Source organism: Aidingimonas halophila (assembly GCF_900106955.1).
In the GTDB taxonomy this organism is placed as follows: domain Bacteria; phylum Pseudomonadota; class Gammaproteobacteria; order Pseudomonadales; family Halomonadaceae; genus Aidingimonas; species Aidingimonas halophila.
The window spans coordinates 56,265-72,239 of sequence record NZ_FNNI01000011.1; the positions used below are offsets into that span (position 1 = coordinate 56,265).

The 15,975-nt window shown below is 58.7% G+C and carries 15 protein-coding genes; 5 read left to right on the top strand and 10 right to left on the bottom strand.

Annotated features, from left to right (window positions below):
* Positions 1 to 8: 8 nt before the first annotated feature.
* The 4 genes from BLW01_RS17470 to BLW01_RS17485 are packed head-to-tail and all read right to left on the bottom strand — an operon-like array spanning position 9 to position 5,420.
* Positions 9 to 2,768, bottom strand: a complete 2,760-nt coding sequence (locus tag BLW01_RS17470; RefSeq protein ID WP_092572165.1) for a sensor histidine kinase — start codon at positions 2,766 to 2,768, stop codon at positions 9 to 11.
* Entirely contained in the window at positions 2,765 to 2,986 is a 222-nt protein-coding gene (locus BLW01_RS17475; RefSeq protein WP_092572167.1) for a hypothetical protein, read from the bottom strand. The genes BLW01_RS17470 and BLW01_RS17475 overlap by 4 nt, the downstream gene beginning before the upstream one ends.
* Positions 2,983 to 5,049, bottom strand: coding sequence for a 3'-5' exonuclease (locus tag BLW01_RS17480; protein WP_092572169.1), 2,067 nt, complete (start codon positions 5,047 to 5,049; stop codon positions 2,983 to 2,985). The genes BLW01_RS17475 and BLW01_RS17480 overlap by 4 nt, the downstream gene beginning before the upstream one ends.
* Positions 5,046 to 5,420, bottom strand: a complete 375-nt coding sequence (locus BLW01_RS17485; RefSeq protein WP_092572171.1) for a response regulator transcription factor — start codon at positions 5,418 to 5,420, stop codon at positions 5,046 to 5,048. Before BLW01_RS17485 ends, BLW01_RS17480 begins: the two co-directional genes overlap by 4 nt.
* Before the next feature lie 85 nt (positions 5,421 to 5,505).
* On the opposite strand from BLW01_RS17485, the gene BLW01_RS17490 reads away from it, so the two are divergent.
* The 5 genes from BLW01_RS17490 (at position 5,506) to BLW01_RS17510 (ending at position 10,552) form a co-directional block, all read left to right on the top strand.
* Entirely contained in the window at positions 5,506 to 6,222 is a 717-nt protein-coding gene (locus BLW01_RS17490; RefSeq protein WP_308428103.1) for a glutathione S-transferase family protein, read from the top strand.
* Positions 6,223 to 6,364: 142 nt separating this feature from the next.
* Positions 6,365 to 8,041, top strand: a complete 1,677-nt coding sequence (locus tag BLW01_RS17495) for a carbon starvation CstA family protein (protein ID WP_092572175.1) — start codon at positions 6,365 to 6,367, stop codon at positions 8,039 to 8,041.
* Positions 8,042 to 8,077: 36 nt separating this feature from the next.
* The gene (locus tag BLW01_RS17500) at positions 8,078 to 8,380 is read left to right on the top strand and encodes a cory-CC-star protein (protein ID WP_092572178.1); all 303 of its coding nucleotides are present in this window, start codon (positions 8,078 to 8,080) and stop codon (positions 8,378 to 8,380) included.
* Positions 8,381 to 8,467: 87 nt separating this feature from the next.
* Positions 8,468 to 9,475, top strand: coding sequence for an ArsA family ATPase (locus BLW01_RS17505; protein WP_092572180.1), 1,008 nt, complete (start codon positions 8,468 to 8,470; stop codon positions 9,473 to 9,475).
* A 15-nt stretch (positions 9,476 to 9,490) separates the two neighbouring features.
* On the top strand, positions 9,491 to 10,552 hold the full coding sequence (locus BLW01_RS17510) for a tRNA-queuosine alpha-mannosyltransferase domain-containing protein (RefSeq protein WP_092572182.1): 1,062 nt from the start codon (positions 9,491 to 9,493) through the stop codon (positions 10,550 to 10,552).
* On the opposite strand, the gene nth is transcribed toward BLW01_RS17510, so the two are convergent.
* The 6 genes from nth to rsxB are packed head-to-tail and all read right to left on the bottom strand — an operon-like array spanning position 10,549 to position 15,973.
* Positions 10,549 to 11,184, bottom strand: coding sequence for an endonuclease III (gene nth, locus BLW01_RS17515; RefSeq protein ID WP_092572184.1), 636 nt, complete (start codon positions 11,182 to 11,184; stop codon positions 10,549 to 10,551). The genes BLW01_RS17510 and nth overlap by 4 nt on opposite strands.
* Before the next feature lie 15 nt (positions 11,185 to 11,199).
* Positions 11,200 to 11,901: an electron transport complex subunit E gene (locus BLW01_RS17520; protein ID WP_092572186.1), complete on the bottom strand. Its 702-nt coding sequence runs from the start codon at positions 11,899 to 11,901 to the stop codon at positions 11,200 to 11,202.
* Positions 11,898 to 12,533, bottom strand: coding sequence for an electron transport complex subunit RsxG (gene rsxG, locus BLW01_RS17525; protein WP_092572223.1), 636 nt, complete (start codon positions 12,531 to 12,533; stop codon positions 11,898 to 11,900). The genes BLW01_RS17520 and rsxG overlap by 4 nt, the downstream gene beginning before the upstream one ends.
* 14 nt (positions 12,534 to 12,547) lie before the next feature.
* Positions 12,548 to 13,621: an RnfABCDGE type electron transport complex subunit D gene (locus BLW01_RS17530; RefSeq protein WP_092572188.1), complete on the bottom strand. Its 1,074-nt coding sequence runs from the start codon at positions 13,619 to 13,621 to the stop codon at positions 12,548 to 12,550.
* The gene (gene rsxC / locus BLW01_RS17535) at positions 13,618 to 15,351 is read right to left on the bottom strand and encodes an electron transport complex subunit RsxC (RefSeq protein ID WP_092572190.1); all 1,734 of its coding nucleotides are present in this window, start codon (positions 15,349 to 15,351) and stop codon (positions 13,618 to 13,620) included. Before rsxC ends, BLW01_RS17530 begins: the two co-directional genes overlap by 4 nt.
* Positions 15,344 to 15,973, bottom strand: coding sequence for an electron transport complex subunit RsxB (gene rsxB / locus BLW01_RS17540; RefSeq protein WP_092572192.1), 630 nt, complete (start codon positions 15,971 to 15,973; stop codon positions 15,344 to 15,346). Before rsxB ends, rsxC begins: the two co-directional genes overlap by 8 nt.
* Between the last annotated feature and the right edge of the window lie 2 nt (positions 15,974 to 15,975).

Consider the following 15,975-nt stretch of genomic DNA (forward strand, 5'->3'; position numbering starts at 1 on the left):
TCGCTCTGCTACCGGGCATCTTCATGTTGACGAGGCTGAGCGGGCGCTTCCGGAAGCTCCATCACCAAACAGGCTCCCCCCAGGGTTGGTGCATCCTCAACCCACAATCGCCCTCCCAGGTGGGCGACAATCCCCCGGCTTATCGGCAAGCCCAGTCCACTGCCTCGGGGTCTTCCCTGTGCCTGACTGTGACTGGCGCCAGGCTGATGAATCTGGTGGAACTTCTCGAACACCCGTTCCCGTTCTTCGGGGGCGATACCGATGCCATTGTCCTCGACGCTGAGGCGAAAACGGTCCTTATGGCGAGTCAACGTCAAATGCACTTGCGGGGACTGCTCATCGGCGAATTTGCCGGCATTGTCCACCAGGTTGATGATGACCTGCTCTAGACGGTCGGGGTCTCCTATCACTGGTGAAGAATCGGTGGCAATATCGACCGTCAGGGTGACGCCACGATCATTCTGAACGTGCTGCAGGGTATCAATGCTCCGCTGCGTCAGGGTGACCAGGTCCAGGGGTTGGGGATTGAGTGTGAGACGACCCGACTCGAGACGCGCCAGGTCAAGAATTTCCTCGATCAATCGTGACAGGCGCTGACTCTCCCAGACGACGACATCGAGAAAATGTTCCCGCTTATCGTCCGGTAGCTCCCGGTTGTCACGCAGGATTTCAGCAAAGGCACGAATCGATGTCAGTGGGGTCCGCAATTCATGGCTGACCATGGCAACGAATTCATCCTTGAGTCGATCCAGTTCCCGCAAGCGCTCATTGGCGCTACGCAGTTCTTCACCGATACGTGCCAATTCACGAGACTTCTGTTCGAGACGCCGGTTGTACTCCAATGTCTGAGACGTCGTATCGAGAATGCGCAGTACCGCCTCCAGGTCGAGTGCCTCTCCCTGAACGACGGAATGAATCAATACGCGAGCCGAGGCGTTACCCAGCGCTCCTGCCAACGCTTGTTCGGCGCGGGCAATGGTTTCCGGTGCGACGGGATGCTCGTTGCCATGGTCGCCTTCGTCTGTCATGAGAATCCGTTGCGTGGCCGAGGTACCGAGATAGCGGCCGAGTAAGGTACGCAGCTCGCCTTGGGTCGTTCGGCCCTGCCATAGTGAGCGGTAGACCAACGAGGAATGCTGGGCTTCGGTGAAGAGTGCCGCTTGTGTCTGCTCCAGCCGACTGGACTGGCTGAATAGCGAGACCCCGATCAGGAGACCGGTATTGGCCAGTAGACTCCATAATAGTGAGTGGCTATAGATATCCCAGTTTTCCAGTCCAAAGAGTGCATAGGGGCGAAGCCATTCCAGCCCCATCAGTCCCCGTTCGATAAAATCGGCATCCAGCCAGCCTGACTGGGCAAAGCCAGGAATCAACAATGTATAACACCACAGGGTGAAACCGGCGATGAGCCCGACAATCGCACCTTGCCTTGTGGCGCCACGCCAATACAGGCCGAGCAGCAATGCGGGAGCGAACTGAGCGGCGGCAGCGAAAGATACCAGGCCAATGGTGACGAGGCTGTACGCATCGCCAAGCAGTGCATGGTACAGGTAGCCGAGCAGTAGGATCAGCACGATGGCGATGCGGCGTATGCCCAACAGCCAGCCGGACAAGTCGCGACGATTGTTGAGATGAAGGCGTTTCGAGCGCAATAGCAGTGGCATGATCAGTTGGTTGCTGACCATCGTCGACATGGCGATGGTTTCGACGATGACCATGCCGGTCGCCGCCGAGAGCCCACCGATGAACACCAGTAAGGGGAGTCCTTCCAGGCCGGCGGAGAGGGGCAGTGTCAGTACGAAACTGTCCGGGTCCTGGCCGGCGTCGGCGATCAGCAGCCCCGCCAGGGCTATCGGAATCACGAAAATGTTGATGGCGAACAGATAAAGAGGGAACAGCCAGGAAGCCCGTTTGAGGTGCGTCTCGTCGACATTCTCGACCACCAGGATCTGAAATTGGCGGGGTAGCGTCAAAAAGGCAAGAAACGCCATCACCAGGGTGCCGACCCAACCTACGGCACCGCCAGGCACGGCGTCCAGGCTGAGTAGCCGTGTCAGGTCATCTGTCTGGCGAGCCGTCGCCAGCAAGTCGCCGGGGCCATTGAAGATCACAAAGACGGTGAAGAGTCCCACGCACAGGAACGCCACCAGTTTGATGAGTGATTCGAAGGCGATGGCCGCCACCATGCCTTCATGGCGCTCGCTGGCGTCGAGATGGCGGGTGCCGAACAGGATGATGAAAACCGCGAGAACAAGGGCGACCCAGAACGATTTGTCGTTCCAGAAACTTTCCTCTGCCATGCGCAATTCGGGAGCTTGGGGGTAATTCATGAGCACGGCATGGCTGAGCGTAATGGCCTTGAGTTGCAATGCGATATAGGGCGTGATTCCGATCAGCGCGATGATCGCCACGAGAACACCGACCTCCACGCTTTTGCCATAGCGGGCACTCAGGAAATCGGCGATCGAGGTGATGCGTTGCGTGCGGGCGATACGCACCATCTTGCGAATGATGAACGGACTGGTCAGCATCGCCAGCGTCGGGCCGAGGTAGATCAACAGGAAGCTAGGTCCGCCTTCGGCTGCTCGCCCGACGCTCCCATAGAAGGTCCAGGCGGTGCAGTATACGGCAATGGACAGTGCATAAACGGTAGGAGAGCCGATGATGGATCGCCCCTGTTCGGCGCGTCGGTCCCCCCAGGCGGCGATGACGAAAAGCAGGGCGAGATAGCCGAAAGCGATACCCAGGACAATGGGGTCGGTCCTCATGGGCCATCGTCCCCGTGCTGCTCGTCATGTGAAGGGTATTCCATCAACCAGGCGGTCAGAGCGATCACAAGCCCCCAGGCGACGAATAGATAAAACGACAACGACGTAATGCCACTGGGGGCGTAGCGATCGAAGATCAATATCAGCGGGGGAGAGAATAGCAATATGGCCAGGCCGATCAGGGCGACCAGTCGCTCTTTGCGCTTTGCCGGACTCATGCGCTGGCGTCCTCCTTGTCGAAAGCGCTGGCCTGGAGCGTCAGGAGCTCTTCGAGTGTGACAATGCCGCGCGCTTCCAGACGCGGCAGCAACGCAAGCCATAGTGATGCGGTCAGACGGGCGTCCCCCAGTGCCGTGTGTCGGGCGCCGGGAGGGGATGGCAGGTCGAACCGGGCAACCAGCGTATCCAGGTCATGGCCATCCAATCCTTCATCCAAAGCGCGTGAGATAAGCAACGTGTCGATAACGGGCATGTCGAACTCGACACTGTGGCCGGGGGGATGGATCGCCAGCATGTCGAAAGCCGCGTTATGTGCCAGCAGAACAGCGTCGCCGGTGTAATCCCGAAACCGGGGTAGCGCGATGTTCAGAGGGGGAGCACCTTCGACATCGTCATCCGTCAATCCATGGATGGCCGTGCTATCCGGTGGAATGGAGCGTCCCGGGTCGATACGTTGGTCGAAGGTGTCATCGGCCAGCAATCGGTTGTTGACGATGCGGCAAGCGCCCAGACTGATGATGGTATCGCCGCGGCGTAACGCCAATCCGGTGGTTTCGGTGTCGAAAGCCACGATCTCGAGAGTTCTCAAGGGGCGCTGCATGACGGCGGTATCCGGTGGCGGAAGTTCGGCGATACCGAAGTCGTGGAATTCGGGGCGTGGCGGTCGTGGTGTCTCGGGTGCTCCGACCTTCTCCACTGCGGGTAATGGCAGCCGCAACCGGGCATGATGTCGGTCCGCATCGGGTAGACTCCAGAGGTCGCTATCATGATGTCGTAACAGGTCGCCAATCGTCGGTGATAGCGGCAGGGTTTCGATCTGCATGCCGCACCAGGTGGATAACTCCTGCTGACGTACAGGATCGCCGACCCAAATCAAGTCGAGATAGATGCGCCGATTCCCCAGACAGATTTCCGCTTCGAGTGTCGCCTGGCAGGAATGCGTGGCGAGGCGTTCCAGAAGTCTTTCCAGTAGCACCAGTAAGGCAGGAGCATCAGCCTTGAGCCAGGCGGGAATGCCGATGGGCACGAGATGAATCGGCGTGGAGTACAGCCGAGCATTGAGCGACTGAAAAAGGTCATTCGACCAGACGGGGACCAGACGATCCCCTTCACGCCGCATTTCGTCGAGCAATGCTCCCAATTGCTCGAGATGCTTGTTGAGGGCGAGACTCTCCTCTTCGATCACCGTGTCGAGGCGTCGATGAAAGTGTGTATCGGCTTCCGATGATTTTTTCCCCTGATGTATCAGGACGCTGGCGGCACTGCTCAGGCTGGCGCTATGACGACGTAGATCGGGAAGCAGGTCACCGAGTTGACGTCGGTATGTCATATCGTTTGCCCAGTTGTCCGTGGCATCACGCAGTATCAGGAGTGTCTCTCTCTGAGTGGCCGATATACGTCGCAGAGTACAGTGCAGCCATCGCTCGCCGAAGGGGACATAGGCTTCACGCGGTGAGCCATCATCGGGCAGAGTCTGAAGGGCATCATGTAGGCTGCGCGTGGTAAGCAGGTTATCCAGGCGCTTCCCCAGACCCAGCCCGTGACATCCTTCAAACAATGTCTCGGCGGCGTGGTTGAATAACACCAGGCGCTGGTGCTGGTCACACAGCAACAGCGGGATGTCCAGGATTTGTAGTAGTGCTTCGAGTTCACGACGGATCCGGGCAGCACTGCGGGCACCATCCGTGTGAGCGGTCTCCAGTCGTTGGCGGTCATTGCGCCACCCCTCTCGGAGGCGTTCGAGATCCGGTGTCAGCCCCTGCAGCCATCCTTCGAGAGGGAAATCATCACGAGCATCCGGATTGGCAGCCAAGCGTGCCAGCAGAACATGTAGATGGCGAAGCGGTGTGATCAAGCGCCGGGATAGCAAGAGACCGGAGAGACAGATCGTCACGCTCGTCGACAGGCAGGCCAGCCAGAGCAGCAACTGGGCAATGCCGGTTGGGGACAATCTGGCATCGAGCCACAATGCGGTGAAAATGCCGCCAAATAGCGTCAATCCACCGAGCGCCAACCAGATGCCGAGCAGGTGCTGGTGCTTGGGCAAGTGGCGATACGTCATGGCTCACCCCTGCTGAGCAGTGCTTGGACTTTTTCTATAAGAGCCTGGGTCGAGAACGGTTTGGTGATGTAATCGTCGGCACCCAATGCCAGTCCCTTTTCGCGCTCCACTTCGCGGCCATGGGCCGTCAACATGATGATCGGCAATGTCGCGTGTTCCCGTGTGGCACGAAGTCGTTCCAGTACATCGAAACCACTCATGCCGGGCAAACTGATGTCAAGGAGCATCAAGTCCGGGGGCATTCGAGCGATATCTGCCAGGGCGCTTTCGCCATCCATGGCCGTCGCCACCTCGAAACCGGCTTGTTGCATCAAGAATTCCAGCGACAACACGATGTTCGGCTCATCATCCACTACCAGGATTCGGGCCATGTGCGCCTCCTTTGCCTCTATTTCTGGAGTCTAGTGCGCCGTTGCCACGATGCGAAAGACGACCTTGGCAGGAGGTGATAGGGTAATGTCTCCGCTTCACATCGTCAGGGAGAGTACGATGATCAAGGTGCATCATCTGGAGCAATCGCGCTCACAGCGAGTGGTCTGGCTGCTCGAAGAGCTGAGTGCGGAGTATGAACTCGTGACCTATCGGCGCGACCCGAAGACATTCCTGGCGCCGGCATCGCTCAAGGCGGTGCATCCGTTGGGAAAATCGCCAGTGATCAGCGATGAGGAACGTGGAGGTCGTGTCATTGCCGAGTCCGGCGCTATCATCGAGTATCTGCTCGAGCGGTTCGGTGATGAGCAATGGCTACCACCGGCAGGCAGTGACGAACGGCTTCGATACCGGTTCTGGTTGCATCATGCCGAAGGCTCTGCCATGCCACCGCTCGTGATGCATCTCGTGTTCTCGCGGCTCGGCAAGCCACCGGTGCCTGCGCTGATTCGTCCCATCGGCAGATTGCTCGGCAACGGGGTACAGCAACAGTTCCTCGAGCCTCAGATCGAAGCTCTCTTGACGTTGTGGAACAGCGAGCTGTCCCGTTCTCGTTGGTTCGCCGGCGATACCTTTACCGCCGCGGATATCCAGATGAGTTTTCCGGTGCAGGCAGCAAAAATGCGGTCAGGACTTCACGGTTACCCTCATCTGGAGGCATTTCTCGAACGCATGCGTGATCGCCCAGCCTATCAACGTGCGATGGAACGTGTCGGAGAACCGGGAGCGCTCGGTTCGTCGTGAGCCACTCAAATCATTCAACTTTGGATGTATTTTAGTGGTAACAAACTGATTGGCGATGGATTTATGGTTCTCAAGCCATCATCATTAGGCGCGTAACCATTTCGACGGTAGATAACAGTACTCAATCCAAGGAGTCGCTCTCATGAGTGCAATCGTCCTATTGGTGATAGGCCTTGGTGCCATGGCCTTGGGTTACTTCGTTTACTCGAAGTTCATCGCCGAAAAGATTTTTCGTCTGGACCCTGACTTTCGCACGCCCTCTTATGAATATGAGGATGGTGTCGATTATGTGCCGACCAACCGGTATGTCCTCTGGGGACACCATTTCACCTCCGTGGCGGGCGCAGCACCGATCGTCGGTCCGGCCATTGCCGTTATCTGGGGTTGGTTGCCGGCGTTTTTGTGGGTCATTCTAGGGACCATCTTTTTCGCTGGTGTGCATGACGCCGGAGCGATCTGGGCCAGTGTCCGCAACAAGGCCAGGTCGATAGGGGCTCTGACCGGTGATGTCGTCGGCAAGCGGGCACGTAGCCTGTTCATGATCGTCATCTTCCTGGTGCTGCTGATGGTCAACGCGGTATTCGCCGTGGTCATCGCCGGGTTGATGATGGACTTTTCGAGTGCCGTAGTACCGGTCTGGGGTGCCATTCTGGTGGCATTGATCATCGGGCAGCTTATCTATCGTCGTGTACTGAGTCTGCCAATGGTCTCTATTCTCGGCGTGCTCGCTCTCTACGCACTGATTGGCCTCGGGCCCTCGGTTCCGCTGCAGATGCCGGAGTCGGTCGGTGGCATGTCCGGTAATGCTGTCTGGATTCTGATCCTGTTCGGTTATGCCACGATCGCCTCGTTGCTGCCGGTCTGGATGCTGTTGCAGCCGCGTGACTACATCAATGGACTCCAGTTGTTCATCGGCTTGATCATCCTCTATGGCGCTATTCTGCTGATGAATCCGAGCATGGTGGCGCCGGCGTTCAACGGCAACGTTCCCGAGGGAACGCCGTCGCTGGTGCCGCTCCTGTTCGTCACGATCGCCTGTGGTGCAATCTCCGGTTTCCATGGCCTGGTCTCGTCGGGCACGACGTCCAAGCAGTTGAAGAAGGAAACGGACGTTCGCTTCGTCGGTTACTTTGGCGCCATCGGAGAAGGGTCGCTGGCGTTGGCCGCCATTCTCGCCGCGACAGCCGGCTTTGCCTCCTTTGCCGACTGGGAGAGCATGTATTCGGCATTCGGACAGGGCGGAGTCACTGCCTTCGTCGAAGGGGGCGCCTATATCATCAATAATGGCCTGGGGTTACCGGAAGCCACGGCCGCGACACTGCTGACCGTCATGGCCTCCCTGTTTGCCGGGACGACGATGGATACCGGTTTGCGCCTGCAGCGCTATATCTTTCAGGAGTGGGGCGAGATCTATGGTCTCGACTGGATGAAGAAGGGGGTGCCGGCAACGCTGCTGGCGGTTGGCAGCTGCCTGTTGTTGGCTTTCGGTGCCGGTGGCGCCGATGGTTCCGGTGGTTTGATCATCTGGCCACTGTTCGGTACCACCAACCAATTGCTGGCCGGCCTGACGCTGCTGGTGATCACTGTCATGCTGGTGAGGCTCAAGCGACCCATGTGGTACACCTTGGCACCGCTTTGCTTCCTGTTGGTCATGACGGTAGCGGCACTGCTCACGCAACTGCGTGGCTTCTATAATGACGGTAACTACTTCCTGCTGTTCCTGGACATCGTGGTATTGATTGCCGCGGTCTTCGTCTCTCTGGAATGTGCAGCGACGCTCAAGCGGCATCGTCGCGAGATGGCCCAGCAGCAGGAGTAAGTTTCAGCCACGCGACCCTGCGGTCGAGGAGTGAAGATGAAAGACGATCGTGACGATGACCGAAAGACGCGTCGCGATGGGTGGCGGGCCTGGTTGAGTCAGGCCCGCTTCTTCGCCGAAGAGGTATATTCGGCACGTTATCGCGGTGCCATCGCGCGTGCTCGCCGTGATGAAGATGACTTGTTCATGCTGCTGGTCTTTTCGGAAATGATGGGCGTCCCCAATCCGGCGTCCTACTATACCCTCGAATTGCAACCACTGTTGCTGGAGCGTTTTCACGACTGGCACAAGCGAATGGGAATGGAGCGTTCTCCGCTCGATCATTTTCGCTGCTGCTAAGTCGGTGGCACGCTGTTCAATGCCTTGACGATGGAAATCGAGCGGTGTCTGATGCCGCTCGGTTGTATTGTCGGTTGGGGAGTTTTCATGAAGCATCTACTCGATCGCCGCTTGCTCTGGGTTGGCGGCAAGGGGGGTGTCGGCAAGACATCGGTGGCAGCAGCGCTGTCAGTACTGGCCGCGCGCCGGGGGAGGCGTGTGCTGGTAATCTCGACCGATCCGGCCCATAGCCTTGGCGATGTGTTCGATCGTCCGCTGGGCGACGAGCCACGTCGGGTATTGCCCAACCTCGATGCGATGGAGATCGACCCCGATGCCGAGGTCGACGCGCATCTCAAACGGGTGACCGATCAGATGCGGCGCTTTGCCGCACCCGAGATGATGTCGGAACTGGAACGCCAGATGCGTACTGCCCGTCAGTCGCCCGGCACTCAGGAAGCCGCGCTGTTGGAGCGTCTGGCGCGATTGGTGACGACAGAAGACGAGGCGCATGATTCGATCATCTTCGATACGGCGCCGACAGGTCATACGCTGCGTCTGCTGACGCTACCTGAGACGATGGCGGCCTGGACCGATGGATTGCTGTCTCATAACCGCAAGTCCGAGGAACTGGGCAAGGTTCTCAAGCACCTGACTCCCAAAGGTGGCCGCGATGTCTCGACGCCCTTCGATGACCCTCAGGAGGATGCGTTGAGCGATCTGGAGGGACGCACGCGTGATATCGCCCAGACTCTGCTGGATCGTCGTCGTCTCTTTCATCGTGCCCGTCGACTCATCGCTGATCCCGACGTCAGTGCCTTCCTGTTCGTGATGACGCCGGAGCGCCTGCCGATTCTCGAGACGGCTCGAGCAGTACAAGCTCTCGAAGACGCCGAAATTGCGGTTGCCGGAACGGTCGTCAACCGCGTGATTCCCGAAGATGCCGAGGGTGAATTTCTGCAGCGTCGTCGCCACCAGGAAGCGACCTACCTGCAGCGTATCGACCAGGAGTTGAAGCATCTCGAACGACCGCGCCTGCCTTGGTTATCCACTGATATTCAAGGGCTGGATGTCCTTGACACGCTGGCTGATGAGCTGGAATCGGCAGGTTTTTGAAAGGGCGTCTTGTCAATGAAGGGATTGTTGCTATCGGCCTATGAGGCGGTCAGTCATCGTCACTGGGCGATCGGTCTACAGCGACATGTCGCCGACATCGACTGGCATGTCCTGACGCTGAAGCCTCGCCATTTCCGCTGGCGTATTCGAGGAAATCCGTTGAGCTGGATGCTGGAAGCGGGCGAGACACTGTCGCGCGAATACGATGTCGTTCTGGCTACGTCGATGGTGGATCTGGCGACTCTGGTCGGCTTGTATCCGCATCTTGGCCGGGCACGGAAGATCGTCTACTTCCATGAAAACCAGTTTGCCTACCCGTTGGCTGCTGGCCAGAAGCCGCAAGGTGAGCCCTTGATGGTGAATCTGTACTCGGCCCTGGCTGCTGACCGGGTGGCTTTCAACACGGCTTACAATCGCGACAGCTTTCTCGAAGGCGCGGCCCGGTTTTTAAAACGTATGCCGGAGCGGGTGCCGATTGGTGAAACGTTGACACGTATCGCTCAAGACGCCTACGTCATACCAGTGCCGATCGATGACAGCCCGAGCGCCGAAAGTACGTCAGCACCTCGTCAGGGGCGGCGAATCGTCTGGAATCATCGCTGGGAGTATGACAAGAACCCGGAAGATTTCTTTGCGGCCTTGCTGGGGCTACAGGATCAGGGGGTTGAATTCGAAGTGGCCGTGATGGGACAGCGGTTTCGTCAGCATCCGGCGATTTTCGAGGAGGCCCGGGAACGCCTGCAACAGCGGATACTGTGTTGGGGCCCCCAGAGCGATAGCGCCTATTGGGAGATCCTGTCCGGTGCCGATATCGTCGTCTCCACCACCTGGCATGAATTTCAGGGGCTATCGATTATGGAAGCGGCGCAACAGGGTTGCCTGCCGTTGGTTCCCGATCGTTTGTGCTTTCCGGAACTCTACCCGTCGGCTTATCGATACAACGGTACGCGAGAGCATCTTGAAGCGCGTCTTGCGGACTGGCTACAAACGCCGGAGACACGGCCACAACCGCTCGATGTTCGTCCCTGGCAGTGGTCGAACCAGGCAGCGTCCTACCGCGAGTTGTTACTGCATTAAAGCTCTGTCTTGTCCTGGTATTCGCAGAGGTCTTCGATCACGCAACTGCCACAGCGAGGCTTGCGTGCCATGCAAGTATATCGGCCGTGAAGGATCAGCCAATGATGAGCATCCTTGCGGAACTCCCGGGGTACGTGGCGCATCAGCTTTTCCTCGACTTCGACGACATTCTTGCCAGGCGCGATTCGGGTACGATTCGAGACCCGGAAGATATGGGTGTCCACGGCAATGGTGGGCTCACCGAACGCGGTGTTCAAAATGACGTTAGCCGTCTTGCGACCGACACCGGGCAAGGCTTCCAGTTCCCGGCGCGTACGGGGTACCTGTCCGTCATGTTGTTCCACCAGAATGTGGCAGGTCTTGATCAGGTTTTCAGCTTTGGAGTTATACAGGCCAATGGTCTTGATATATTCCTTCAGACCCTCGACGCCCAGATCGAGTATGGCCTGTGGGGTATTGGCAACAGGGAACAGGCGTGCCGTCGCCTTGTTGACTCCCACATCGGTGGCCTGAGCCGAGAGCAGGACTGCCGTCAGGAGTTCGAAAGGCGTGTGCCAGTTGAGTTCCGTGGTCGGCTCCGGCATGGAGTCACGCAATCGGCAAAATATTTCGTAGCGTTTCTGGGCGTTCATAGTCGCTCTGTGGTTCTATCGAATAGTGCCGGTGACGCGCACCCGGCGGCTCTGCGCAGATGTTGGCTGTTGCCTTTGACGACGTTTCGCCAGGCGGCCGTCGATCCAGTTCTTCAAGGCGATCAGCAGTCCGGTAGCGAAGAAGGCACCGGGCGGCAACACCAGGAACAGAAAATCGTAATCCGGAAAGACCGTCATTTGCCAATCCGCAGCTATGGGACCAAGCAACTGGTGCATGTCGGCGAACAATGTCCCGCTACCGAATAACTCTCGAATACCGCCTAACAGAATCAACACGCTGGCAAAGCCAAGCCCCATCATCAGGCCGTCAGTGGCAGCCGGTAGTATCGGATTTTTCGAGGCGAACGCATCAGCACGCCCCAGGATGGCACAGTTGGTCACAATCAGGGGAATGAAGATGCCAAGCGTCCGATGCAATTCGAAGGTGTACGCCTGCATCAGCAGGTCGGCACATGTCACGAACGCGGCGATGATCATCACGAACGCAGGAAGACGCACGCTATCGGGGACATGATACCGTATCAATGACACCGAGATATTGGCGCCAACCAATACCATCAGAGTAGCCAGACCCAGTCCCAACGCGTTGACCAGGCTGTTACTGACGGCCAACAGTGGGCACAGCCCCAGCAATTGCACCAATGCGGGATTATTGCTCCATAAGCCATTGCGGGCGAGGTCGTTGAACTGGCTCATCGATTATTGTCCTGTCCCTTATGTTGCCACCTTTCGCTTTCTTCATCGGCGAAAACGAGTGTGTGATGCACCGCCTTGACCACGGCTCGGGGCGTGATCGTGGCCCCGGTAAAAGCATCGAATGCTCCCCCATCGGGGGCGACTCCCCATTCGTCAGGCGGGGGATCGTCCAGACTACGACCATCGAACGTATCGATCCAGTCGCTCTTGCCGTGCTCGATCTTGTCACCGAGTCCCGGCGTTTCCTGATGTTGAGTGACACGGACGCCGCTGATGGTGCCACGACCGGTGATGCCGATCAGCAGGTCGATGTCGCCGTTGTAGCCATCCTTGGCGGTCACCGGGAGAATCAGGGCTTCCTGGTCGTTGTTCGTAATATGCCAGGCATCGAAAGGTGCCGAGTGGCCCAGAGAATCGTTGGGCGGTAGCTGCAAGGTCTGATCGAGAAGCGACTGGATCGGAATGCCCTGTAAGTCGGATGGCAATACCTCACCCAACAAACGATGACGATCGGCCAGACGGTTTTCCGCAATGCGCTCTTCGGTCCAGGCACGTGTGAACGCCACGACACCTGCCGTGACCATGGCAAACAGCCCCAGACCGACAGCTGCACGGACCATCGCGGTTCGCATGTCACGACCTCCCTTCATCGGCGGTCCTCATTCGAGGAGGGCGGTGGCTTGATGCCATGATTGGGGCGTGAATGACCCTGAGCGCGTGGCTGGGTGTAATAGTCGATGAATGGCACGGTGAAATTCATCAGTAACACGGCGAAGGCGACGGCATCGGGGTAGCCGCCGGACGTGCGAATCAGCATGATCAGCAGGCCGATACCAGCGCCATAGAATAACTTGCCCCGCCGACTCGTGGCGGCGCTGACGGGGTCGGTGGCAATGAAAAACGCACCGAACAGTGTAGCGCCTCCCAATAGATGAAAAAGCGGCGATCCATGGTGACTGGGGTCGACAGCGTAGAGAACGGTAGCGGCCAGCAGGACACTACCAAGCATCGCGGCGGGGATCTGCCAGCCGATGATACGCTGGTAGAGCAGCAGCATGCCGCCGGCCAGCCAGGCCAGCGACACGGAATACCAGGCCGTACGTGCCCCTTCGGGAAGTGGTGAAGTGGCCCAGAACTCACTGGCCATGACCGTTTCGGGCTTGTTCTTGAAGGCATCCAGGGCAGTCGCACCTGTCCAGGTATCCGGCAAGGTAGTACCGGACAGGCCGGTGATGTGGAAAACGATGTCGCTGAGCGAGGGGGCTTGGCTGCTGAGCAGGCCAAGCGGGGCGGTCCATTGCGTCATGGGCACGGGAAACGAAATCAGCAACAGGGCATAACCGACCATGGCCGGATTGAAGGGGTTGTGTCCCAGGCCACCGAACAAGTGTTTGGCGACAATGATGGCCGCTATCATGCCTACCAGTAACAACCACCAGGGCGACGCCGGTGGCAGGGAGGCTCCAAGCAGGATTGCCGTGACGAGCGCGCTGTTGTCACGCAGAGTGGCGACGATGGGGCGACGGCGCAGACGCATGACGGTAGCTTCCAGGCTCCATCCCATGAGGATGGCCAGCAGGATGTTGGTGATGACCCCCCAACCGAAATGCCAGGTGAGCGTGATGATCCCCGGCAGGGTGGCGATCGCGACCCAAGCCATGAGACGGCCACTGTCACCGGGGTGACGTATGGCGGTTTGCTCGGCATGCATCAGGCTCATGATGCATTCTCCCGGGCCTCTCGTGCGGCGCTCAGGCGGGATTCCGTGGTACGTAGGTTCTCTCTTGCGGTGGCGAGTTGCACTTCCAGATCGTCGATATCTCCCTCGCCGGTCTCGCTGGCGCGGGCCAACGCTTTCTCCGCTTTCTTGACTGCTGCTCTGGCGGCCGCTTGGGCAATGCGCAGCGTCTTGATGTCGTCTTCCATGACGGCATTGGCTGCATTGTCTGTCGTTTCCGTGGGCTGACTATCTTCAGAGAGCCCCTGGTCCTGTGAACGACGGCGGATGGCCGCTTTGCGTGCCTGCCGTCGGGCCTCCTTCTCGGCCGCTTCACGCTCCATCCGCGCCTGGCGAAGTTCGAAACGATGCCGGGCATGTTCGGCTTTCAGTGCCTCGTGTCGACGGAACCGGATTTCGTCCTTGGCGGCTCGAAAATATTGTGCAAGGGGAATGTGGCTGGGACACACGAAATCGCAGGCACCACACTCGATACAGTCGAAGAGGTTGAACAGTTCGGCCTTGTCATGATCGTGCGAGCGGGCGTACCAATAGAGCTGTTGGGGCAGCAAGCCCGCAGGACATGCCGTTTCGCAGGCACCACAGCGGATACAGGGCTGTTCAGGAGGGGCGGTGGGTAATTCATCCTGTGTGGCTGCAATCAGGCAGTTGCTCGCTTTGACCAGAGGTATCTCCGTATGGGAAAGCTCGAATCCCATCAGCGGGCCTCCCATGATCAGCCGTGAAACTTCCGCCTCCCGTAGCTCTGCCGCGGCCAGCAAGTCACACATCAATGAACCGAGGCGGGCCTCGACATTGCCTGGTCGATTCACTGCTGCCCCTGTCAGTGTCACGACACGCGATACCATGGGCCTACCTTCACGAACGGCTTGTACGGCCGCGCGCAACGTACCGGGATTATGACAGAGCACACCGATATCCGCGGGTAAGCCACGACTGGGGACTTCCCGGTTCAGGAGGCGTTTGATCAGCTGCTTCTCACCGCCGCTGGGATAACGGGTTGCGATGACTCGGAGCGCGATGGGCGCATCGTCATCAGTGCCGGATGCGCGCAACGAGGCTTCCAGGGCATTGATGGCTTCCGGCTTGTCGTCCTCGATTCCGATCAGAATGCGCTCGGCACCACATAGGTGGGCCATCAGTCTGGCGCCTTCGACGACATCATCGGCATGGGTACGCAGCATGACATCATCGGTGGTGATGTAAGGTTCGCATTCGGCTGCATTGACAACGAGCGAATCGATGCGGTGATGCTCGCCGATCGCGGCCTTGATCTGAGCGGGAAAGGTCGCTCCCCCCAGACCAACGATGCCGGCATGTCGCAGACGTTCGATCAGCTCGGCGTGGTGGCTCTGGCGCCAGTTCAGTACTGGAAGCCGTTGCCACTCATCCTTGTCATCACCGTCGATGACGATGCAAGAGGCGCGCTCTCCCGAAGGATGAGGGACAGGATGCGACTCGATGGATCGGACCCACCCGCTGATACTGGCGTGAATATCGGTCGATACCATCCCCTGGGCAATGGCAATGCGTTCACCGGTTCTCACGTATTGTCCAGGCGATACACAGGGCTCGGCCGGCGTGCCGATATGCTGCTGCAAGGGCAACACGACACGAGAGGGAAGAGGGGCCGACCGCAAGGGGGCCTCAGCGGAACGCTGTTTACGAGCCGGTGGATGGATTCCTCCTGGAAAGTCGAAGTGCCTAGCCATGGATCGCCTCGTGAGCCGGGGAACTTCGGTCAGTCGCGATCAGGCCGGGAGCCGGCGTGCGTTTGCCTGGCCCTTCGGGGAATGGCCATTGCCAATCTTCAAGCGACCTCGGACGCGGAAGCATGTCGATGCAATCGACAGGGCATGGATCGATACAGAGATCACACCCCGTGCATTCATCGGCAATCACCGTATGCATGTGACGTGCTGCGCCGAGAATGGCATCCACCGGGCATGCCTGGATGCATTTGGTACAGCCGATGCACTCTTCCTCACGGATATAGGCGACCCTGGGGGCTGTCTCGGCGTCTCCATCGAGTGGCTGGACGTCGCGTCCCAGCAAATCGGCCAGATCGCGTATCGTGCTGTCACCGCCTGGCGGACACTTGTTGATACCATCTCCTTCACTGATCGCTCTGGCATAGGGTTTACAGCCGGGGTAGCCGCATTGTCCGCACTGCGTCTGAGGAAGCAGGGCATCGATCTGTTCGACGACGGGGTCGTCATCGACCCGGAAGCGCTCGCCGGCGAACCCCAACAATGCGCCGAACACGGCTGACAAGCCTGCAAGGGTCAGTATCGCGAGAACGATGCCGTTATCCAGAATGAGGTGGTCGAGCATGA

Coding starts and splice junctions, on each gene's coding strand:
- BLW01_RS17470 (WP_092572165.1), bottom strand. CDS start 2,768: ATGAGGACCGACCCCATTGTCCTGGGTATCGCTTTCGGCTATCTCGCC.
- BLW01_RS17475 (WP_092572167.1), bottom strand. CDS start 2,986: ATGAGTCCGGCAAAGCGCAAAGAGCGACTGGTCGCCCTGATCGGCCTG.
- BLW01_RS17480 (WP_092572169.1), bottom strand. CDS start 5,049: ATGACGTATCGCCACTTGCCCAAGCACCAGCACCTGCTCGGCATCTGG.
- BLW01_RS17485 (WP_092572171.1), bottom strand. CDS start 5,420: ATGGCCCGAATCCTGGTAGTGGATGATGAGCCGAACATCGTGTTGTCG.
- BLW01_RS17490 (WP_308428103.1), top strand. CDS start 5,506: ATGTCTCCGCTTCACATCGTCAGGGAGAGTACGATGATCAAGGTGCAT.
- BLW01_RS17495 (WP_092572175.1), top strand. CDS start 6,365: ATGAGTGCAATCGTCCTATTGGTGATAGGCCTTGGTGCCATGGCCTTG.
- BLW01_RS17500 (WP_092572178.1), top strand. CDS start 8,078: ATGAAAGACGATCGTGACGATGACCGAAAGACGCGTCGCGATGGGTGG.
- BLW01_RS17505 (WP_092572180.1), top strand. CDS start 8,468: ATGAAGCATCTACTCGATCGCCGCTTGCTCTGGGTTGGCGGCAAGGGG.
- BLW01_RS17510 (WP_092572182.1), top strand. CDS start 9,491: ATGAAGGGATTGTTGCTATCGGCCTATGAGGCGGTCAGTCATCGTCAC.
- nth (WP_092572184.1), bottom strand. CDS start 11,184: ATGAACGCCCAGAAACGCTACGAAATATTTTGCCGATTGCGTGACTCC.
- BLW01_RS17520 (WP_092572186.1), bottom strand. CDS start 11,901: ATGAGCCAGTTCAACGACCTCGCCCGCAATGGCTTATGGAGCAATAAT.
- rsxG (WP_092572223.1), bottom strand. CDS start 12,533: ATGCGAACCGCGATGGTCCGTGCAGCTGTCGGTCTGGGGCTGTTTGCC.
- BLW01_RS17530 (WP_092572188.1), bottom strand. CDS start 13,621: ATGAGCCTGATGCATGCCGAGCAAACCGCCATACGTCACCCCGGTGAC.
- rsxC (WP_092572190.1), bottom strand. CDS start 15,351: ATGGCTAGGCACTTCGACTTTCCAGGAGGAATCCATCCACCGGCTCGT.
- rsxB (WP_092572192.1), bottom strand. CDS start 15,973: ATGCTCGACCACCTCATTCTGGATAACGGCATCGTTCTCGCGATACTG.